Genomic DNA, 19,568 nt, shown 5'->3' with positions numbered 1-19,568 from the left:
CGTGATCAGCCTACTAGCATGTGCCGCGTGCTGTTCGACAAGGCCAACCTCCCCGCGTACGCCCGAGGGTGTGACGTGCTGGGCGCGGGTGGAGGTGGACCGGCCGGGCAGGGGTTGCCCCTTGCGTTGCACGCGGTCGCCGAGCACGGCCCCGTGCCGGTGGTCGAGCTGTCCGAGCTGTCGCCGGACGACCTGGTGATGCCGTGCGCCTATCTCGGCGCGCCCGACGTGTACATCGAGCGCATCGGCACCGGACGCGAGTCGGTCGGCATCCGGCGCCAGGTCGAGGCGCACTTCGGGCGCCCGGTCGCGGCGCTGATGTCCACCGAGGTTGGCGGTTTCAACGGCCCCGGTTCGGTCGCGCTCGCCGCCAACGCCGGCCTGCCGATGCTGGACGCCGACGGGATGGGCCGCGCGTTTCCCGGCGTCGAGCAGGTCTCGATGCAGGCGGCCGGGATCACCGCCAGCCCCTCGGTGCTCGCGGACGAACACGAACGTGTGGTCATGGTGCAGGCCGAGTCCGGTGAGTGGCTGGAACGGCTCGCACGCAGCGTGACCACCGCGTTCGGCGACCGAGGGGTGAGCAGCGAGTACGTGATGACCGCGGCACAGGCCGCCGGCAGCGTGGTCGTCGGGTCGATCAGCATGGCGACGAACATCGGTCGTGTCCTCGAGGAATGTGCCGCGGCGGGGTCGTCCACGACGGCCGCGGTCGACCGGCTCGCCGAGGAGTTCGGCGGGGTCCGGCTGGCGGAGTGCAGGGTGACCGGGGTGCAACCGGTGAAGAACGCGGCGACCGCGACACTCGCCAGCAACTCCCGCCGCACGATGCTGCTGGAGGGCGTCAACGGCGACGAGGGGCGCTGGCTGCGGCTGGAGGCCGGGCACGAGTACCACGCGGTGCTCGAGGACGGCGAGCTGCGCGCGACGGTCCCGGACATCATCACGGTGTTCGACGTCCACAGCGGTGAGCCGGTGCCGGTGCAGGAGCTGCGGTACGGGCTGCGTGTCGTGGTGCTCGCGCTGCCGTGCGCGCCGCTGTGGCGGTCACCCGAGGCGCTCCGGCTCGTCGGTCCCCGGGCGTTCGGGCTCGCCCTCGACTACGTCCCTCTGGGGGTAAGCCTTGCGTGAGGCCCGCACCTACCGGCTCGGGGTCTCGATGGACCGCGGCCACGTCGCCGGCGCGCTGGCGGACGCCGAAGGTGACGTCGTCGCCGTCACGACACGGCAGCTGACGTGCCCGGTGACACCCGACGCCGCGCTGACCGCGGTGCTGTACGCCCTGCGGGCCGACGACCCCGCGATGCGGAACACGCTGCCGGACATCGACCGGGTCGCGTTCGCCATCAGCGAGGTGGACGACCTCGTGGCGTTCCCGAGCGTGAGCACCCGTGGCTGGAGCGCCGAGCTCGGGCAGGTCGCGGTGGTCCGGCTGGGCGCGGCGACCACCTCGGTGCCCCCGCTCGCGCTGTGGCCTTCCGCGCTGCGCGAGCAGGTCGTGCTGGCCAGCACGTGTGTCTCTGGCGGCGCGCGGCTGGACGGGACCGACCTCGAACCCCTCGATGAGGCCGGTCTGGTCGACTTCGCGCGGTCGGTCGCCGGCCGGGTCGTGGCCGTGGCGGTCACCGGCGTGTTCGCCACCCTCACTCCCGACCACGAACTGGCGGCGGCGGCGATCCTGGAGTCCGAACTCGGCAGGTCGGTGCCGGTCGTGCTGTCGCACGAGATCGGCGGCCCCGGCCTGCTGGAGCGTGAGAACGCCACCGTGCTCCAGGCCGCGATGACGCTGCCGGCGGGCCGCGACGCCACCAGGGTGCAGAACATCCTGGAGGACCACGACCTCGGGCACGCCGAGGTGTTCTTCGCCCGAAACGACGGCACGATCGCGGCCCTCGACCACGCCGCAACGCATCCGCTGACGCTGTACGGCGGTGCGGCCGCCGCCACGGTGCGCGGTGCCGCCCGGCTCGCCGGTGAGCCGGCCGCACTGGTGGCGCTGGCCCGCGCGGACGGCAGCGTCCCGTCGGTCTGCGCGGTCACGGCCGGCCAACCGAGGCTGACGGCCGGGCACACCGCGATCGCCGACGTGCCGACCAGCCTGCGGGTGATCGCGCAGGTACCGGTCCGCCCGTCAGGCGAACCGGGAACGGTCGACTCCCGCGCGATGGCCGAGGCGGTCGACCGAGCCAAGATCGCACCGGGCGACCTGCCGTTGCTGCTCGGCGGCCCGGGCGCGAACGAACTCGCCACCGCCCTCCCGCTCCGCCTGATCGGCACACTCGGCGTGCGCTGCCCACCGTGGGCGGCCGCCGCGGCCGCGGTCGGGGTCGCGACCGCCCCCGTCGGCGGCGAGGCCGAGCGCGTCGTACCCGTCCACGGCGGCGACAACGCCGCGATGCGAGAGGCCGTCAGCGAAGCGGCCCGCACCGCCGCGGTCCGCGCTGGCGCGGATCCCCGACGCGCCAGGACGAAGCAGATCGAGGAGACACCGCTGAGCTACCTCGCCGAACCGGCCGTGGTACTCAGGGCACGTGCCGAGGGCCCACCCCGGCCAGGCGTGATCTCCAGCTCGGTGGTCGGCGCCGGCAGCACCGGCGGAAAGACGGCGCGGTGAGCGGAGAGCCGCCCGGCGCCCCCAAGCAAGCCCGACGCGGGCATCGCCGATGTCTCGAAAGACGCGCTGATGACGTTCAACGACCCGAAAGCGTCTTTCGGGACAGCGCTGGTGGCACAAACACGCCGTTCGCAGCACCGGGCTTCCCGGGCGATGTGAAACCGCCCGCCATGCGGGCTTTGCCCCACGGAGCCACAGAACCTCGCGCGGGCAGCATGATCATCGGTGGATCCGGGCTGAGTGTCTCGAGGGTGCCCTCAGGACATCCGGGTGGAGTCAGGGCGGCGCCGGCCGCGGCGGGCGGTGGGTGCGGCAATTCATGTCACAGAAAGGGAACTGATGCTGGGGGCTGATGACTACGCGTTGGACCGGGTGCCGGACAACGCGCGTTATCCGTGGTGGACCGTCGCGGTGCAACGGTTTGGGCAGCTGTCCGATCTCACCGTGTTCCTGCTCGGCGCCACGTTGGGTGCCGGGATGTCGTTCTGGGGCGCGTTCTGGTCGTTGACGCTCGGGTCGGTGATCCTGGAGCTGGTCGCGATCTTCGCCGGGATCGCTGGTGTCCGGGAAGGACTGTCCACTTCGGTCCTCGCGCGGTGGACCGGGTTCGGGCGGCTCGGGTCCGCGTTGATCGGGTTGGTCGTCGCGACCAGCTTGATCGGGTGGTTCGGGATCCAGAACGCGATCTTCGCCGAAGGGCTGCACGCCCTGATGGACGGGGTGCCCGTGTGGGTGTGGTCCATCGTGACCGGGCTCGGGGTGACCGCGCTGGTGGTGTACGGGTTCCGGTGGATGGCGTGGATCGCCTACATCACCGTGCCCGCGTTCCTGTTGCTGGCCGGCTGGTCGGTGATCGGTGAGTTCACCAAGCACAGCATCGGTGACCTGATCGGCACCGAGCCGTTCGGCGAGCCGATGTCGATCGCCACCGGGGCGACGATCGTCGCCGGCTCCTACATCGCCGGTGCGGTGCTCACACCGGACATGACCCGGTTCAACCGTACGTCCGGTGACGTGGTGAAGCAGACGGTCGTGTCGATCACCCTCGGACAGTACGTGCTCGGCCTTGTCGGTGTGCTCCTCGCCTACGCGATCAAGGAGGCCGACGTGGTGTCGATCTTCGGGGCCACGTCGGGCGCCCTGGGGATCATCATCCTGGTCTCGGCCACCGTGAAGATCAACGACTGGAACCTGTACAGCTCCTCGCTCGGGTTCGTGAACACACTGTCCACAGTGTTCGGTGTGCGGCTGAACCGGGTGGTGGCGACGATCGCGATCGGCGTGGTCGGCACCGCGCTGTCGGCGGCGGGCATCCTCGACCGGTTCGCCGACTTCCTCACCGTGCTTGGCGTCGCGATGCCGCCGATCGCCGGCATCATGGTCGCCGAGTACTTCCTCGTGCGCCGCTGGCGACCCGCGCTCGACGAGGCCCGCGCGAACGGCCGGCTCCCCGAGACCGAGCCCGGCTGGGTGCCGGCCACGCTGGTGATCTGGGTCGCGTCGGCGGTGCTCGGCTGGTGGACCGAACAGGAGCAGTTCGGCATTCCCGCGCTCAACTCCCTCGCGGTGGCCGGAATTCTCTACGTGGCCGCGGGGAAGGCCGGACTGGTGCGTGGCACCAGGGAACTCCCGGTCGCCACCGGGGGGACCGGCGGATGAGGATCGGCATCGACGTCGGCGGCACCAACACCGACGCCGTACTGGTCGCCGGGCGGCAGGACGAGGACGTGCGGGTGCTGGCCGCGGTGAAGACGCCGACGACCACCGACGTCACCGCCGGTGTGGTCACCGCGATCGACGAGCTGCTGCGGGACGCGCCGGAGGGTTTCGAACCGGGGCAGATCACGGCGGTGATGATCGGCACCACGCACTTCACCAACGCGGTCGTGCAGGCCCGTGACCTGACCCCGACCGCGGTGATCCGCCTCGGGTTGCCGGCGACCGCCGCGCTTCCCCCGCTGACCGGCTGGCCAGAACGGTTGCGGGTCGCCGTCGGCGACCGCGCGTACCTCTGTCACGGCGGGTACGAGTACGACGGCACCGAGCTGTCTACTTTGGACGCCGACGAGCTGCGTCGGACGGCGGCCGACCTCGCCGCGGCAGGGGTGCGGTCGGTCGCGGTGTCGTCGGTGTTCGCGCCGGTGAACGGGACAATGGAACTCGAGGCGGCGGAGATCCTGCGGGCGGAGGTGCCCGAGCTGCGGGTGTCCTGCTCCCACGAGCTCGGCCGGATCGGGTTGCTGGAGCGGGAGAACGCCACGGTCCTCAACGCCGCGCTGATCGAGTTGGCCGGCCGGCTCGCGGACGCGTTGACCGACGCGCTCGCCGAGGCCGGCATCACCGCTCCCCTGCTGCTCAGCCAGAACGACGGCACGCTGATGGACGTGGAGTACTGCCGCCGGTTCCCCGCGGCCACGTTCGCGTCCGGGCCGACGAACTCGATGCGTGGCGCCGGTTTCCTGTCCGGTGTGGCCGACTGTGCGGTGATCGACGTCGGCGGCACCACCACCGACATCGGCATGCTCGTCGGCGGCTTTCCCCGTGAGGCGCCCGCGATCACCGACATCGCCGGCATTCGCACGAACTGGCGCATGCCCGACGTGCTCTCGCTCGGCATCGGCGGTGGGAGCCTCGTCCGCGACTTCTCGAACGGTGAACGCACCACCGTCGGGCCGGACAGCGTCGGCTTCGAGCTGACCAGCAAGGCACTGGTGTTCGGCGGCGACACCCTCACGCTGACCGACGTGGCGGTCGCCGCCGGGCAGAGCCGCGTCGGCACCATGACGGCACTGGTCCGCCGTTTCGACGCCGACCGGGCGCGTGCCGTGCTCGGCGAGGTCAGCGAACGGATCGCCGACGCGGTCGACCGGATGCGCACATCCCCGGAGCCGCTGCCGGTCGTGCTGGTCGGCGGTGGCAGCGTGGTGCTGCCGGACGAGATCCCCGGGCTGCCGGATGTGCGCCGCCCGGAGCATTCCGACGTCGCCAACGCGATCGGCGCGGCGATCGCGAAGGTGGGCGGCGAGCTGGACCGTGTCGTCCAGGTCGCTGACGGCGCAAGGGAAACCGTGCTCGCGGAGGCCAGGGCCGAAGCGGTCGCCCGCGCCGAGTCCGCCGGTGCCAGGCCGGGCACGGTCGAGATCGTCGAGATCGACGAGGTGCCCCTCGCCTACCTGCCCGGCGGCGCCACCCGGATCCGGGTGAAGGCCGTCGGTGACCTCGACCTCGACCGCGTCCAGACCCGTGAGCCGGTGGGAGTGCCCGGTGCGTGAGATCGTTCTCGACGACATCGACGACATCGCCCGTGGCGCGGGGATCCTCGGCTCCGGTGGGGGCGGCGACCCGTACCTTGGCAAGCTCCTGGCCGAGGTGGCCATCACCCGGCACGGCCCCATCACGGTGGTCGCGGTCGACGAGGTGCCGCCCGACGCGGTGGTCGTCCCCGTCGCGACACTCGGCGCGCCCACGGTCAGCCAGGAGAAACTGCCCAACGGCACCGAGGCGCTCGCCGCGCTGCGTGCGCTGGAACACGAGACCGGGCTGACGGCGACCCATCTGGTGCCGATCGAGATCGGCGGCATGAACTCGCTCATCCCGCTCGCCCTGGCCGCGGAGACGGGGCTGCCGATCGTCGACGGCGACGCCATGGGCCGCGCGTTCCCCGAGGCGCAGATGGTGCTGCCCACCCTGGCCGGCATCCCCACGAGCCCGATGGCCATCGCCGACGACAAGGGCAACACGCTCGTCCTGCACGCGGCGTCGAGCCTGTGGGCGGAACGCATCGCCCGCGCGGTCTGCGTGGCCACCGGGTGCTCGGTGTTCACCGCCGACACGTTGATGACCGGCGCACAGCTCTCCGACGGCCTGGTGGCCGACACGATCACGCTGGCGCAGCGACTCGGCGCCGCCGTACGTACCGCCCGCGCCGAACACCGAGACCCGGCCGCGGCGGTGGCGGACATGGTCGACGGAGTCCGACTGGCCACCGGCAAGGTGGTGGACGTGCAGCGAGCCACGACGGGTGGTTTCGCCAGAGGCACCGCCACCATCACCGGCACGGACTCTGAACTGCGCCTGTCGTTCCAGAACGAGTACCTCCTGGCCGAACGCGACGGCGAGGTGGTCGCCACGACCCCGGACCTGATCTGCGCACTGGAAACCGACACCGGCGAACCGGTCACCACCGAGTCGATGCGCTACGGCAACCGGGTCACCGTGCTCGGCATCCCCGGCGACCCCAGGTGGACCACCCCGGCCGGCCTCGAACTGGTCGGCCCACGCTACTTCGGTTACGACAGCGACTACCGGCCACTCGCGCCATAGGGTTCGCCCATGGACTGGCGAACGTGGCACGACGAGTACGACCTTCCTGGCTCGTGGATGGCGAGGCGGTTGCGGGCCGTTCAGCGGCAGATCAGGGCCGTCCTGGACGAAAGCCCGCCCGGTCCGCTGCGGGTGGTCAGCCTGTGCGCCGGCCAGGGACGTGACCTGCTCGGCGTGCTGGCCGACCATCCGCGCCGAGACGACGTCCGGGCGCGGCTGGTGGAACTGGACCCGCGGAACGCGAAGGCCGCCGAGGACACCGCCAGGGCGGCGGGCCTGACCGGGGTCGAGGTGCTCACGGCCGACGCGTCGCGCACCGATCACTACCACAGCCTGGTACCGGCGGATCTCGTGTTGGTGTGTGGTGTGTTCGGCAACCTCAGCGACGAGGACATCCACCGGACCGTCGGCTTCTGCGCCCAGTTGTGCGCCACGGGCGGCACGGTCATCTGGACCCGCCACCGCGGCGCGCCCGACCGGGTGCCGTTGATCTGCGAGTGGTTCGAAGGGCTTGGCTTCGAACGCCGATGGGTCTCGGAGCCGGACGCCGGATTCGGCGTCGGCGTGCACCGCTTCACCGGTCAGCCGCAGCCGTTGGCCGCCGGCGCGCACATGTTCACGTTCGTCGGGTACGACGTGCTCGACGACGTCAACCAGTCGTCGGGATGAACTCGGGCGGGCGGTAGGTGGGGTTGGCCCGCTCGAAGGCCGCGGCCAGTGCGAGGACCTTCGCGTCCGACCAGCGTTCGGCGAAGAACGAGACGCCGACCGGCAGCGGCCCGGCGAAACCCGCGGGCACCGAGACGTTCGGGTATCCGGCCACAGCCGCCGGACCGGACGAACCCAGCACGAACGCGTCGCCGGCGGTGTAGTCGGTTCGCCATGCCGGGCTGTTCGTCGGGGCCATGATCGCGTCCAGGTCGAACCGGTCCATGGTCTCGTCGATGGACCGGCGGGCGGCGTCGGTGGCCGTCCGGCGTCGGTTCAGGTAGGTGGGATCGGTCGGCGGTGGCGCGACTTCGGCCTGCTCGAACAGCTCCTGTCCGAACTTCGACAGCTCGACCGGATCCGTGCGGTTGAACGCGATCACCTCCGCCAACGTGTCCGGCGCCCCGGGACGAGCCCCGAGATAGGCGTTGAGGTCACGACGGAACTCGGTGAGCAGCGCGGGAAACTCGTTCTCGTTGACCAGGTCCTGGTAGGGCAGCTCGACGTCGATGACGGTGGCGCCACGCGACCGGAGCACGGCCACCGACTCGTTCACCACCCGGTCGACGTCAGCGTCCACACCGGACAGACGCCACACCCCGATCCTGGTGCCACGTAACGCGTTCGGGCGCAGCAGTGCGGCATAGTCCCGAGGTTGGCCGGTGGGAATGGCGTGGGTGGCGGCGTCGGCGGCGTCGCGTCCCTGCAGCACCGACAGCGTGATCGCCGCGTCGACCACGTGCCTGGCCATCGGGCCCGCGGTGTCCTGCTCGGCCGAGATCGGCACGACACCCGTCCTGCTGACCAGTCCCAGTGTCGGCTTGTGGCCGACGATGCCGTTGGCGCCGGCCGGGCACACGATCGAGCCGTCGGTTTCCGTGCCGATCGTCACCTGTGCCAGTGCGGCGGCGATCGCCGCCCCGGAGCCGGACGAGGACCCGCAGGGGTTGCGGTCGAGCACGTACGGGTTGTTGGTCTGACCGCCGACCCCCGACCAGCCCGAGGTCGAGTGCGTGGACCGGAAGTTCGCCCACTCCGACAGGTTCGCCTTCCCCAGGATCACCGCGCCGGCACGGTGAAGCCGGGCGACGAGATGAGCGTCGGCGGCCGGGCGCGTGCCGTCGAACACCCGGGATCCCGCGGTGGTCGGCTCGCCGCGGGTGTCGATGTTGTCCTTGAGCAGTACGGGAATGCCGTCGAGCGGGCCGCGCGTGCGCCCGTCCCGCCTGCGGACATCGCTCGCCGAGGCCTCCGCGAGTGCCCGCCCGTTGACCGCGATCACTGAGTGGATCTTCCCGTCGATCGCCGCGATCCGCCGCAGATAAGCGGATGTCAACCCGACCGAGGTGAGCTGTCCCCGGTCCATCCGCCGCTGCAGGTCGGGAATGGTGGCCGCACCAAGGTCGAAACTCGCTCGACTGTCGGTCCGCCCGTCATCCGCCACCGCCACCACAGGCAGCAGAACGAGCACGAACGTGGCGAGCAGGACTGCGGGCAGGCGCGTCCGAGGCATAGTACCTATGCCACTCCTCGAATCGAGATCATCGCTAGCCCCATTCGTAGGGTCATGCCAACACCACGGTGGGATGCGCGCCGGCCAACAGGCCCGCCATCACCCTGGCGCGGCTGGCCTCGATCTGGTCGATCACGACCTGCCGCGCCCTGGCGGCGTCGCGCGCGAGCAACGCGTCGTGCAGTTCGTGGTGCTCGTGCACGAGTTCCGATGCGGTGTCGCCGTCCCGGCCGGGGAGGCTGATGAAGAACAGCCGCTGCATCTCTTCCAGCAGCACCTGCAGTGTGCGGGCCAGCCGCTCGTTGCCGGCCGCGCGGGCGACGCGGACGTGGAACTCGCGGTTGTGCTGGAGGAACCGCTCATAGCTCTCCGGGTCGCCTGGCACGTACGACTCGTGCGCGAGCTCGTGCAGCGCGGCCAGTTCCTCCTGCGACGCACGGGTGGCGGCCAGCTCCGCCGCCGCGGGTTCGAGCAGCAGCCGCATCTCGAACAGGTCCCGCACGCTCGCCAGCGTCACCACCGACACCCGGTAGCCCTGGCGCGGACGCACCTCGACGAACCCCTCCTGCACGAGGCGGCGCAACGCCTCCCGTATCGGCGTGCGACCGTAGCCCGACGACTCGGCGAGCGCGCTTTCGCGCAGCTCCTCGCCCGGCGCGAGCGCACCGGTGAGGATCAGGTGTTTGAGGTGCCCGTAGGCGACTTCGGTCTGTGACATGTCATGGCAGATGGTACCCGGCGGCATCACCGGTGTTCGGCGAGCTTGGCCTGATACGCGGCGCGCGCCTCGGGGTTGGCGTGATGGCCGGACAGCTCGTGCAGGTCGTGGGGGCGGTGCCCGTCGACCACCGGGTGCAGGTGCACGACGACCGACTCCAGGTGCGGGGTGGCGTGCAGCAGCTCGTGCTCGACGCGGTCGGCGATCTCGTGGCCGTCCACGATAGACAGTCCACCCTGGACGGCCAGGTCCGCGTCCGCCTCCAGCCGGTGTCCGGTCCAGCGGACCCGGACCCGGTCCACGGCAAGCACTCCGTCCACCGTCGCGGCGGTCGCGGTCATCTGCTCCACCACACCCGGCTCCACGCCGTCCATCAACCGGCGGAACACGGTCCGCATCGTGCTGACGAGGATGCCGAACACCGCGATGCCGATGAGCAGGCCGATGATCGCGTCCGCTCGCTCGAACCCGAGCCACACGCCGATCACGCCGACCACGACGGCGATGGAGGTGAGCCCGTCCGCGCGGGCGTGCTGTCCCTCGGCGACCAACGCGGCCGAGCCGATCCGTCGGCCCGTCCGGATCCGGTAGACCGCGACGATCTCGTTGCCGGCGAACCCGACCAGACCGGCGGCGAACACCCACCACAGGTTGGTCAACGGGTGCGGGTTGATCAACGCGTCGATCGACTCCCAGACGATCAGCACGACCGAGGCGGCGATCACCAGCGCGATCAACACCCCGGCCAGGTCCTCCGCGCGCCGGTACCCGTAGGGGTAGCGGCTGGTGGCGGCCTTGCGCCCCAACCGGAACGCGATCACCAGCGGGATCGTGGTCACCGCGTGCCCGAGGTTGTGCACGGTGTCCGCCAACAACGCGATCGACCCCGACAGCGCCACGATCACCATCTGCAGGATCGCCGTGGCCATCATGCCGCCAAGGCCGATCCACGCCGCCCGGATGCCCTGCCCGCTCGACTCGGTCGCGGACTGGATCGCCTCGTTCGCGTCGTGCGAATGGGGCACGACCACGTGCTTCACCTTGGCCCAGAAGCCACCGCGGCGCCCGTGTCCGTGTCCGTGTCCGTGGCCGTGGGCATGCCCGTGACCGTGCGGCTCACGCTCGTCACTCATGGCGGCTCCCCCGACGCGTTCGGCTCGTGATGTATCACGGTACACATTACGACCGGCCGGCAAAACTGGCAACCGGTGTGCCTGTTTGCCGGTTGTGACGGTGACCGCGCGCCGGAAACATCGAGCGCGCAACAAGTTCCTCCAACACCGCCCTGTCGGTGTCCCTGCGGGAGGTAACCGTGAGAAGAACCCGTCTATCGCTCGTGGCCGGCGCCTTCATCGCCGTCGCCACGGCACTGTCAGTCACCAATGCGCCGGCCACCGTGGCGCAGCCCCCGGAGGCGCCGTCGGCCAGCGGCGAGTACCGGGTGGACAATGTCAAGACCGTCGAACAGCGCACCGAGATCGCCCGTACCGGCGCCGCGATCAACTCCGCGGAACACAGCGGGTTGAACATCACCGCGACGCCCGAGGAGATCAAGGAGATCGAGGCGCTGGGCTACCGGGTCCAGCGCCAGGAGCTCCCGGCCCCGCCAGGAGCCCTGAGACCGCTCGACTTCCCGTCCGCCGACTCGCGTTACCACAACTTCGCCGAGATGACCGCCGAGGTCAACCAGGCGCTAATCGACCACCCGACGCTGATCAGCAAGCGCGTGATCGGCACGTCGTACCAGGGCAGGGAGATCTCGGCGATCAAGATCTCCGACAACGTGGCGACCGACGAGGCCGAGCCCGAGGTCCTGTTCACGGCACACCAACACGCCCGTGAGCACCTGACCGTGGAGATGGCGCTGTACCTGGTGAGCCTGTTCACCGACCAGTACGCCACCGACACGCGCGTCCGGGACCTGGTCAACAGCCGGGAGATCTGGATCGTGCCGGACGTGAACCCGGACGGCGGCGAGTACGACATCGCCACCGGCTCCTACCGCAGCTGGCGCAAGAACCGGCAGCCCAACTCCGGGTCGTCGAGTGTCGGCACCGACCTCAACCGCAACTGGAACCACAACTGGGCCTGCTGCGGCGGCTCGTCGGGCAGCACCAGTAGCGACACCTATCACGGTCCCAGCGCGGAGTCGGCGCCCGAGGTGCGGGTGGTCGCCAACTTCGTGCGCAGCCGGGTGGTCGGTGGGCGCCAGCAGATCAGCACCCACATCGACTTCCACACCTACAGCCAGCTGATCCTGTGGCCGTACGGCTACACGTACAACGACCTCGGCCCGGGCCTCACCCAGGCGGAGCGCGACACCCACGCCCGGCTGGGCCAGATGATGGCGCAGACCAACGGCTACACCCCCGAGCAGTCGTCGGACCTGTACATCACCGACGGCACGATCGGTGACTGGATGTGGGGCGTGCAGCGGGTCTACACGTACACGTTCGAGATGTACCCGGGATCAAGCGGCTCCGGCGGCGGTTTCTACCCGCCCGACGAGGTGATCTCCCGCGAGACCACCCGTAACCGGGCGGCGGTCCTGCTGTTGCTGGACTACTCGGACTGCCCGAGGCGCGTCATCGGTCAGACCTGCGCGGCCTGACCCGAACACCGCGGTGCCCGCACGCGAAGGCGTGCGGGCACCGTTTGTGTCAGCTCTCCGGAGCGGTCGTGTGCAGGCCGATCGACGTGATCAGCGGGGCCGCCCTGGACTGCAGGACCCGCACGCGGATGCGGTCAGTGTCCACCGGTTCGGGCAGCACCAGGATGCGGCGGTTGCCGATCGTGCCGCCCTCGGTGAGCTGGCGCCATCCGGCCGGCGTCCAGGCGTCCACACTGAACGCCTCGATTCGTTGGCCCTGCTCGATTCCCTCCCCGAGCGCGATCTGGTCGAACCGCTGCCGGCCGTCGAGGCGCAGCACCAGGTCGCCGGTGGTCGCGCCGTGCGGCGGGCGCCAGCGCAGTTGGCGCACCTGTTCGGGGCGGTAGGTCCGCGCGATGGCCGTGCCGAACCCGGTCAGCTCGGTGACGTCGGCGTCGGCGAGGACGCCCTGACGGTTCGGTGGCACGTTGAGCAGCAGTATCGAGTTACGGCCGGCACTGCGCTGGTACAGGCTCACCAGCTGCGCCGCGGTCTTCGGGCGCTGGTTGGCGTGGTGGAACCAGCCGGGCCTGATCGACACGTCCGCCTCGGCCGGCATCCACGACAGGTACCGCACGGACGGGTCGGCGAGCCGGGCGCGGGAACCGAGGTCGGGCGCGGTCACGCCGTCCGGCCAGCCGCCGATGATCAGGCGTTGGCCGTAGCCGGTCTCGGGATCTCCCGTGTACGGCGTCGGGCTCCACTCGTTCTCCCGCGCGATACCCGCCTCGTTGCCGGCCCAGCGGAAGCCGCGCGGGCCCTCGTCGATCAGCGTGCGCGGGGACAGCGCGTGGATCAGCCGGAACCACGCGGCGAAGTCGTAGTCGGCGGACAGGCCCGCGTCCGCCCATGGGTTGGCACCGTCCAGCCAGAACTCGTCGATCGGCCCGTACTGGGTGAGCAGCTCGTAGATCTGGTTGAGGTAGTAGGCGTTGTAGTCGTCCACGGTGAACTGGAAGGTGGGCAGGTCGCGGCCGGTGCGGTCGTCGCCGGGGGCCGGCGTGGGGATGGTCGTCGGCGCGACCGGGCTGCCGTTGCCGTACCGGCCGAGTCCGCCGGGCGCCCGGTCGCCGTCCTCGAGCGTGACCCGTTCCTCCATGGACAGCGGCAACCCCGCCGCCTGCTTCTCCCGGATGCTCTCGACGTAGTCGGCGTGCCACGCGTGCGGGTGTTCGGCGCCGTCGGACGGCGAGAGGTAGATGCCGACCTTCAGCCCGGCGGCGCGGGCGGCCCGCACGTACTCGCCGAACACGTCGCCGGCCGGGTTGACCGTCCCGTCCGGCAGCCGCCACCACGGGCTCGCCGTGACCGAGTGGGGCGAGTAGCGGGTCGGGTAGAGCACGAACCCGTCGTGGTGCTTGACGGTCAGCATCACCAGCTTCGCGCCGGCCGCCTTGTACGCGCGCATCCACTGGTCCACATCGAGCGCGGCTGGCGCGAACCACGCCGGGTTCTCCGCACCGGAGCCCCATTCCCGGTCGGTGAACGTGTTCATGCCGAAGTGGGTGAAGGCCACGACGCCCTGGCGCTGCCAGGCGACCTGCGCCGGGGTGGGCACCACGTTGGCGGCCTTGGCCACGATCCGGTCCATGTCGTCGCAGGGCTCGAGGGCGATGATGGGCGCTGGCCGGATCGGCGACCGGCACGCGTCGGATGACTCCGCCGCGAAGGCGGGCAGCATCGGCATCAGGGCGACGGTCATCATGCTGGCCGACAGGGCGGCGCGAATGCGCATGGTCACTCCTCGGCTTCGGTGCGTCACAGCCACGTTAGCCGAGAGATCCGATGTGTGACCAGGCCTCGTCGATCTTCAGGGCACCCGGGCACGCAGCCGCTCGCTGAACTCCACCTCGTACGGCAGCTCCGGGAGCTGCTCGGGCGACACGTCGACACCCCGCGCGTGAAGCAGCTCGGAAAGCCACTCCCACGGGTGCTCCTCTCCCGTGTCCTCGTCCGGGAGCACGGTGGTGCGCACGTCCGCCTCGAGCGTCGCCAGCGTCAGCGACGCCCAGATGTCGACCGCCCCCGACAGGGAGAAACCTCGATCGGTGTGCAGCGTGAGGCGGCGGCCGTCGGCGAGGTCGGCGAACTCGTGCACCCGAAACGAGGCGCCACGCCGGAACTGCGCCACGGCCTCGTCGAGGAAGCGCGCGTCCATCAACCCCGGCACGGGTTCGGGCTGGTCGACGCGGGCCGACGAGTGGCCCAACTCGGCCCGGTACTCATCTTCGGTGACGTAGTCGCACCACGCGCCCAGGCGAACAATTTTCATGCTAGCAACCTCACATGGAAAAAAGGTGACGACGCGGCCGCCGCTCTCCATATCATGATCCACATGTCGATGAGACGGACGATCCTGGTTCTTGCCCTGGCTCTCCCCATCACCCTGGTCGGGGGCGTGGACGGCAGCGCGGGAACGGCACAGGCCGAGGAAAGCGCCAACCAGCTGTTGTACTACAACCACGCCTACGGGGTGCTCGACGCGGAGACCGCCGACGCCGTCGCGAACTCCGAGTACCTGCGGGAGTTCGCCAGCTTCGAGATCCGCACCACCAGCAGCGGGGACCTGACCTGGACCGGTCGCTACCTGTACGGCCGCGAGACCTACCTCGAGTTCTTCAAGGAGGGTGAGCTGCCCGCCCCGGACGACATCGCGGGTGCCGCCGGCCTTGCGGTGTCGGCCGACCGCGACGGCGACCTGGCGACGGCCATCGAGGGACTGCCGGCCGCAGGCCTCCCCGACCCGCTGCCCTTCCTCCAGACCCGCGACTTCGGTGACGGCGTCCGGGTGCCGTGGTTCGACGGCGTCAACACCGTCGCCACGTACGACGCGTTCATGGCCTGGGGCATGGAGTACCGCGAGGAGTACCTCGCCGACCCGCGCAGCAAGACAGAGCCGGCCAGCTTCCCCGGTGACGTGGGCCGCGAGCGCTACCTGCCGGACACCTACGCCGACCACCTGATGCGCAACGTGACCGGCGTCCGCATCGCGGTCACGGAGAACGACCTCGTGAACAACGTGCCGCTGCTGCGGGCCGGCGGGTTCTCGGTGCAGACCGTGTCGACCGGCGTCGTCGCGACGGGCGGCGGCGTCACGATCCGGCTCGACGCCGTGCCGTTCGACCAGGTCGGCCTGCGCCGCATCGACTTCGCGCTCAACCGGTCCATCACCTACCAGGACGAGGTGCGCCTCGGCAACTCGACACTGACCGTCGGCCCGAGGGACCGTGCCGTCTGGACGTTCGGCGCCTGACTCCCCCGCCCGGCCGGTGACGCCGTCGCCGGCCGGGCCTTGCCTAACATGCCGGTATGTCAACGCCAGCGGATGTCCGTGCGGTGGTCACGGACCGGCTCGACCGATTCACCGCGACCACCGTTCCACTCGACGGGCGGCGGCCGGCGGCGGTGGCCATCGCCCTGGTCACCGGCGGCGCCGAGACCGGCATCTGGCTCACCACGCGCGCGGCGCGGATGCGTGAGCACGCCGGACAGTTCGCCCTACCGGGTGGCCGCCTCGACGACGCGGAGGACGCCGTCGACGCCGCGCTCCGCGAACTGCGCGAGGAGCTTGGGGTCACCGTGCCCCGTCGGGACGTGCTCGGCGTGCTCGACGACTACCCCACCCGCTCCGGCTACGTGATCACGCCGGTGGTGGTCTGGGCAGGCGCCGCCAACACACCGGTGCCCAACCCGGCCGAAGTGGCTGAGCTGCACCGAATTTCCCTGCGTGACCTCGACGTGCCGCCGCGGTTCGTCCGGATTCCCGAGTCCGAGCGGCCGGTCATCCAGCTGCCGCTGATCGGCCACCTCGTGCACGCACCCACCGCGGCCGTGCTGTACCAGTTCCGCGAGGTCGTGCTCCACGACCGGCACACCCGCGTGGCCGACCTCGAACAGCCACCGTTCGCCTGGCGGTAGTCAGCCGGTCGGTTTACGCGCGACGAGCCGTTCCACCAGGCCGAGCTTGAAGCGTTGCCGCTGTTCGACGTCCAGACCGCGGGCACGGACCTGCTCGAGCGGCCGGCGCAGGAAGTGCTCACCGGCCAACGGGACCGTGACCGCCTCCAGCAGCCGTTGCACGCCGCGGACCAGGCGGGACGTGCTGGCGACGTGGTCGACGAGGATCAACCGCCCACCCGGGCGAAGCACGCGGACCATCTCGTCGACCGCGGTTTCGTGGTCCGGGATCGCGCACAGGCCGAGCGTGCACACCACCGTGTCGAAGGTCGCGTCGGCGAAGGGCAGCTCGTGCGCGCTGCCGCGCCGCAAGGTCACGTCGCGGGCGAGGCCCCGGGCACGGGATCGGGCGATGTCGAGCATCCGCTCGCTGAGGTCGAGGCCGGTGAGCGGGATCTCGGGCGGGTAGTACGGCAGGTTCAGCCCGGTCCCGACGGCGACCTCGAGCACCTCACCGGCGGCCTGCGAGCAGGCCCACTGCCGGGAGTCGCCGAAGAACCGGCGGTCCAGTGCGCCCATCTCCCGGTCATAGGTCCGTGACTTCCGGTCCCAGTACCGCTGCCAGCGGGCTCGACCGTCCATGATTCCCTCCTCCGGTCAGCAGCAGTGCTCGCCGCGCCAGGCCTCGCGGCCTTCCTTGACCGCGACGGCGGCGATGACCAGCGCGACGACCGGGTCGGCCCACGACCAGCCGAACAGGCTGTTGAGCAGCAGCCCGACCAGCAGGACGCCGGACAGGTAGGTGCACAGCAGGGTCTGTTTGGAGTCCGCGACCGCGCTGGCCGACCCGAGCTCGCGCCCGGCGCGTCGCTGGGCGTAGGACAGGAACGGCATGACCAGCAGCGACACCGCCGCCAGCACGATCCCGACCGTCGAGTGGTCGGCGGACTCCGCCTCCAGCAGGCCGCGGACGGACTCGACGGTGACGTAGAGCGCGAGCGCGAAGAACGACACCGCGATCACCTTCAGCGCGGCACGCTCCCGCGCCTCGGGGTCCTTGCCGGAGAACTGCCAGGCCACCGCGGTCGCGGAGGCGACCTCGATGACCGAGTCCAGCCCGAACCCGATCAGCGCGGTGGACGAGGCGATCGTCCCGGCCGTGAGCGCGACGACGGCCTCGACGACGTTGTAGGTGATCGTGGCAGCGACCAGCAGCCGCACCCGCCGTGACAACACCGCCCGACGTGGATCGACGCGAGTCGAGATCGCGGCTGGTGTGCAGCAGTCGTCACTCACTGGGCGTCCAGGCAGGGCTGTTCGATGTCCACGGCCAGCACGACCTGCACCAGCTCGCTCAACGCGCGGGCCAGGTGCGCGTCGGCCAGCGCGTAGCGGACCTGGCGACCCTCGTACGTGGCCACCACCAGGCCGCAGCCACGCAGGCAGGCCAGGTGGTTGGACACGTTCGAGCGGGTCAGGCCGAGCTGGGTGGCGAGCTGGCCGGGATAGCTCACCCCGTCGAGAAGGGCGACCAGGATCCGGCAGCGGGTCGGATCGGCCAGCGCTCGCCCCAGACGAGCCAGGGCCGACTCCCGCGTCTCACACGTCAGCATTCCCGGAACAGTACAGCCATGGCTGACGCATCAACAGGCGTGATATACATGCACGCATCGCAATGTATGAATGATTGGGGGTTTGTGATGGCGGTTGCGGCTTTGATCCTGTCCATGACGTGGCTGGCTGTCGTCTTCGGTCTGCGGATGCTGATGCAGGCCCGACGGACCGGTGACACAGGCCTGCGACACCGGCGCAACTCGCGGGTCGAGCTCGTCGCGCAGCTGCTTCTCGGGGTGTCGGTGCTGGCCGTCGGCATCCTCGCGCCCATCGCGGGCATGGCCGGTCTGGCTCCGGTGCTCGATGGCACGGGGTTCGTGGGGATCGTCCTGGTCGTGGCGGGGACCGCGGTGACGCTCGCCGGACAGCTGGGCATGGGCGAGTCATGGCGCATCGGCGTCGATCCGAACGAGCGGACGGCGCTGGTGACCGGCGGGCTGTTCGGGCTGGCCAGGAACCCGGTCTTCTCCGCGGCGGTGGTGACCTCCGTCGGCATAGCCCTCATGGTCGGCAACGTCGTCGCACTGGCGGGCGTCGTGTGCTTGCTGATCGCGCTGGAGCTGCAGGTCCGCCGGGTCGAGGAGCCGTATCTCCGCAGGGTTCACGGCGCCGAGTACGCCAGCTACGCCGCTCGGGTCGGCCGGTTCGTGCCGGGGATCGGCCGGGTGCGGGCATGACCACGCGAAACCAGGACGAGAAGCGGCGGATGCGCACGATCGAGCAGCGGGCGGCGGAGTTCGAGCGGACCTTCACCCGCACGGAACGGGCCGGTTGGCGGTACCACACGGCCGGCCACGGTGACGCGGTGCTGCTCCTGCCCGGCGGCGTGGGCATCGGCATCAGCTGGGTGGATCTCGCCCTCGCCCTGCACGGCGACTATCGAACGGTCACGGTCGACTACCCGCCCACCGCCACCACGCTGGACGAGTTGGCCGATGGGGTACTGGCCATCGTGGACGCCGAGGACATCGGCAGGGCCCACGTGGTGGGGCAGTCCGCGGGCGGGATGCTCGCCGAGGTGATCACGCAGCGAGCCCCCGACCGGGTCGCATCGCTGGTGTTCAGCGGCACCGGGCTGTACGGCCCGGAGGACGTCGACCGGCTCGCGGGCAAACTCGCCGCGTTCCGGAACACCCCGTGGGAACAGACCATCGACGCCGCACGGACCGCACTGCGCACCGCGTGGCGGGAATCGGCGGAGGCCGCCTTCTGGATCGCCCAGGCCGAGGCCGCCTACCGCCGCGCCGGCCGCGACGGCCTCGCGAACTCCTACGCGATGATGCTCGACCTCGCCCAGCGCTCCGGCGAGCTGCGCCCCGGCTGGGAAGGCCCCACCCTGATGCTCGCCGCGGCGGACGACCTACTGATCACACCGGTCCACCGGCAGCGCCTGCTCGACCTGCACCCTGACACGGAACTCCGCCTCTACCCCGACGGCGGCCACTCCCTGCTCCTCACCCGCCCCGCCGACTACCTGACCGAGGTCGCTGAACATCTGAGCAAGGCGAGCGCCAAGTAGGGCGCGGTCACC

General features: G+C 70.7%; 19 protein-coding genes. 11 read left to right on the top strand and 8 right to left on the bottom strand.

Annotated elements, in window-relative coordinates; all coding sequences use genetic code 11:
* Positions 1 to 27 precede the first annotated feature (27 nt).
* From VF106_RS00830 to VF106_RS00805, 6 genes are all read left to right on the top strand, one after another.
* Positions 28 to 1,131, top strand: coding sequence for an S-methyl thiohydantoin desulfurase family protein (locus VF106_RS00830; RefSeq protein ID WP_330837560.1), 1,104 nt, complete (start codon positions 28 to 30; stop codon positions 1,129 to 1,131).
* A complete protein-coding gene (locus VF106_RS00825) occupies positions 1,124 to 2,614 on the top strand; it encodes a hydantoinase/oxoprolinase N-terminal domain-containing protein (RefSeq protein ID WP_330837559.1) in 1,491 nt (496 codons plus the stop codon). The genes VF106_RS00830 and VF106_RS00825 overlap by 8 nt, the downstream gene beginning before the upstream one ends.
* A 339-nt stretch (positions 2,615 to 2,953) precedes the next feature.
* Positions 2,954 to 4,273, top strand: coding sequence for a purine-cytosine permease family protein (locus VF106_RS00820; RefSeq protein ID WP_330837558.1), 1,320 nt, complete (start codon positions 2,954 to 2,956; stop codon positions 4,271 to 4,273).
* On the top strand, positions 4,270 to 5,886 hold the full coding sequence (locus VF106_RS00815) for a hydantoinase/oxoprolinase N-terminal domain-containing protein (protein WP_330837557.1): 1,617 nt from the start codon (positions 4,270 to 4,272) through the stop codon (positions 5,884 to 5,886). The genes VF106_RS00820 and VF106_RS00815 overlap by 4 nt, the downstream gene beginning before the upstream one ends.
* Positions 5,879 to 6,937, top strand: a complete 1,059-nt coding sequence (locus VF106_RS00810; RefSeq protein WP_330837556.1) for an S-methyl thiohydantoin desulfurase family protein — start codon at positions 5,879 to 5,881, stop codon at positions 6,935 to 6,937. Before VF106_RS00815 ends, VF106_RS00810 begins: the two co-directional genes overlap by 8 nt.
* Before the next feature lie 9 nt (positions 6,938 to 6,946).
* Positions 6,947 to 7,606, top strand: a complete 660-nt coding sequence (locus tag VF106_RS00805; protein WP_330837555.1) for a class I SAM-dependent methyltransferase family protein — start codon at positions 6,947 to 6,949, stop codon at positions 7,604 to 7,606.
* Here VF106_RS00805 and VF106_RS00800 read toward each other — a convergent pair.
* Genes VF106_RS00800 through VF106_RS00790 form a run of 3 tightly spaced genes read right to left on the bottom strand, consistent with a single transcriptional unit; the run spans position 7,587 to position 11,009 of the window.
* Positions 7,587 to 9,158, bottom strand: coding sequence for an amidase (locus VF106_RS00800; protein ID WP_330837554.1), 1,572 nt, complete (start codon positions 9,156 to 9,158; stop codon positions 7,587 to 7,589). The two genes, VF106_RS00805 and VF106_RS00800, sit on opposite strands and share 20 nt — an antisense overlap.
* 52 nt (positions 9,159 to 9,210) lie before the next feature.
* Positions 9,211 to 9,876, bottom strand: a complete 666-nt coding sequence (locus VF106_RS00795) for a GntR family transcriptional regulator (RefSeq protein WP_330837553.1) — start codon at positions 9,874 to 9,876, stop codon at positions 9,211 to 9,213.
* Positions 9,877 to 9,902: 26 nt separating this feature from the next.
* Positions 9,903 to 11,009 (bottom strand): cation diffusion facilitator family transporter, encoded by a 1,107-nt coding sequence (locus VF106_RS00790; protein ID WP_330837552.1) that lies wholly within the window; start codon positions 11,007 to 11,009, stop codon positions 9,903 to 9,905.
* Positions 11,010 to 11,188: 179 nt separating this feature from the next.
* Between VF106_RS00790 and VF106_RS00785 the strand changes: the two genes are divergently transcribed.
* Positions 11,189 to 12,487 (top strand): M14 family metallopeptidase, encoded by a 1,299-nt coding sequence (locus tag VF106_RS00785; RefSeq protein ID WP_330837551.1) that lies wholly within the window; start codon positions 11,189 to 11,191, stop codon positions 12,485 to 12,487.
* A 49-nt stretch (positions 12,488 to 12,536) separates the two neighbouring features.
* Here the strand turns inward: VF106_RS00785 and VF106_RS00780 are convergent, their stop codons facing one another.
* Both VF106_RS00780 and VF106_RS00775 read right to left on the bottom strand, forming a co-directional pair.
* Complete coding sequence (locus VF106_RS00780) at positions 12,537 to 14,261, bottom strand: alpha-L-fucosidase (protein WP_330837550.1); 1,725 nt, start codon at positions 14,259 to 14,261, stop codon at positions 12,537 to 12,539.
* 75 nt (positions 14,262 to 14,336) lie between these two features.
* A complete protein-coding gene (locus tag VF106_RS00775; protein ID WP_330837549.1) occupies positions 14,337 to 14,798 on the bottom strand; it encodes a hypothetical protein in 462 nt (153 codons plus the stop codon).
* 63 nt (positions 14,799 to 14,861) lie between these two features.
* Between VF106_RS00775 and VF106_RS00770 the strand changes: the two genes are divergently transcribed.
* Both VF106_RS00770 and VF106_RS00765 read left to right on the top strand, forming a co-directional pair.
* Positions 14,862 to 15,779 (top strand): DUF5829 family protein, encoded by a 918-nt coding sequence (locus VF106_RS00770; RefSeq protein ID WP_330837548.1) that lies wholly within the window; start codon positions 14,862 to 14,864, stop codon positions 15,777 to 15,779.
* 56 nt (positions 15,780 to 15,835) lie between these two features.
* A complete protein-coding gene (locus VF106_RS00765) occupies positions 15,836 to 16,444 on the top strand; it encodes an NUDIX hydrolase (RefSeq protein WP_330837547.1) in 609 nt (202 codons plus the stop codon).
* Here the strand turns inward: VF106_RS00765 and VF106_RS00760 are convergent, their stop codons facing one another.
* Genes VF106_RS00760 through cmtR form a run of 3 tightly spaced genes read right to left on the bottom strand, consistent with a single transcriptional unit; the run spans position 16,445 to position 18,036 of the window.
* Positions 16,445 to 17,065 carry a class I SAM-dependent methyltransferase gene (locus VF106_RS00760; protein WP_330837546.1) on the bottom strand — a complete coding sequence of 207 codons (621 nt, stop codon included), beginning with the start codon at positions 17,063 to 17,065 and terminating at the stop codon, positions 16,445 to 16,447.
* Between the two features lie 15 nt (positions 17,066 to 17,080).
* Positions 17,081 to 17,719 carry a cation efflux transmembrane domain-containing protein gene (locus tag VF106_RS00755; protein ID WP_330837545.1) on the bottom strand — a complete coding sequence of 213 codons (639 nt, stop codon included), beginning with the start codon at positions 17,717 to 17,719 and terminating at the stop codon, positions 17,081 to 17,083.
* Entirely contained in the window at positions 17,716 to 18,036 is a 321-nt protein-coding gene (gene cmtR, locus VF106_RS00750; RefSeq protein WP_330837544.1) for a Cd(II)/Pb(II)-sensing metalloregulatory transcriptional regulator CmtR, read from the bottom strand. Before cmtR ends, VF106_RS00755 begins: the two co-directional genes overlap by 4 nt.
* A 114-nt stretch (positions 18,037 to 18,150) precedes the next feature.
* Between cmtR and VF106_RS00745 the strand changes: the two genes are divergently transcribed.
* Both VF106_RS00745 and VF106_RS00740 read left to right on the top strand, forming a co-directional pair.
* On the top strand, positions 18,151 to 18,714 hold the full coding sequence (locus VF106_RS00745; protein ID WP_330837543.1) for a methyltransferase family protein: 564 nt from the start codon (positions 18,151 to 18,153) through the stop codon (positions 18,712 to 18,714).
* Positions 18,711 to 19,556 (top strand): alpha/beta fold hydrolase, encoded by an 846-nt coding sequence (locus VF106_RS00740; protein ID WP_330837542.1) that lies wholly within the window; start codon positions 18,711 to 18,713, stop codon positions 19,554 to 19,556. The genes VF106_RS00745 and VF106_RS00740 overlap by 4 nt, the downstream gene beginning before the upstream one ends.
* Positions 19,557 to 19,568: the final 12 nt, after the last annotated feature.

Source organism: Actinophytocola sp. (assembly GCF_036378875.1).
In the GTDB taxonomy this organism is placed as follows: domain Bacteria; phylum Actinomycetota; class Actinomycetes; order Mycobacteriales; family Pseudonocardiaceae; genus Actinophytocola.
Note: the sequence above shows the minus strand (reverse complement) of the source record. Positions and strands in the feature narration are given on the sequence as shown.

Excerpts from the sequence above, each read along its gene's own strand:
- VF106_RS00820 (WP_330837558.1), top strand. The coding sequence starts at position 2,954 with ATGCTGGGGGCTGATGACTACGCGTTGGACCGGGTGCCGGACAACGCG.
- VF106_RS00815 (WP_330837557.1), top strand. The coding sequence starts at position 4,270 with ATGAGGATCGGCATCGACGTCGGCGGCACCAACACCGACGCCGTACTG.
- VF106_RS00805 (WP_330837555.1), top strand. The coding sequence starts at position 6,947 with ATGGACTGGCGAACGTGGCACGACGAGTACGACCTTCCTGGCTCGTGG.
- VF106_RS00800 (WP_330837554.1), bottom strand. The coding sequence starts at position 9,158 with ATGCCTCGGACGCGCCTGCCCGCAGTCCTGCTCGCCACGTTCGTGCTC.
- VF106_RS00795 (WP_330837553.1), bottom strand. The coding sequence starts at position 9,876 with ATGTCACAGACCGAAGTCGCCTACGGGCACCTCAAACACCTGATCCTC.
- VF106_RS00790 (WP_330837552.1), bottom strand. The coding sequence starts at position 11,009 with ATGAGTGACGAGCGTGAGCCGCACGGTCACGGGCATGCCCACGGCCAC.
- VF106_RS00780 (WP_330837550.1), bottom strand. The coding sequence starts at position 14,261 with ATGCGCATTCGCGCCGCCCTGTCGGCCAGCATGATGACCGTCGCCCTG.
- VF106_RS00775 (WP_330837549.1), bottom strand. The coding sequence starts at position 14,798 with ATGAAAATTGTTCGCCTGGGCGCGTGGTGCGACTACGTCACCGAAGAT.
- VF106_RS00770 (WP_330837548.1), top strand. The coding sequence starts at position 14,862 with ATGTCGATGAGACGGACGATCCTGGTTCTTGCCCTGGCTCTCCCCATC.
- VF106_RS00765 (WP_330837547.1), top strand. The coding sequence starts at position 15,836 with ATGTCAACGCCAGCGGATGTCCGTGCGGTGGTCACGGACCGGCTCGAC.
- VF106_RS00760 (WP_330837546.1), bottom strand. The coding sequence starts at position 17,065 with ATGGACGGTCGAGCCCGCTGGCAGCGGTACTGGGACCGGAAGTCACGG.
- cmtR (WP_330837544.1), bottom strand. The coding sequence starts at position 18,036 with ATGCTGACGTGTGAGACGCGGGAGTCGGCCCTGGCTCGTCTGGGGCGA.
- VF106_RS00745 (WP_330837543.1), top strand. The coding sequence starts at position 18,151 with ATGACGTGGCTGGCTGTCGTCTTCGGTCTGCGGATGCTGATGCAGGCC.
- VF106_RS00740 (WP_330837542.1), top strand. The coding sequence starts at position 18,711 with ATGACCACGCGAAACCAGGACGAGAAGCGGCGGATGCGCACGATCGAG.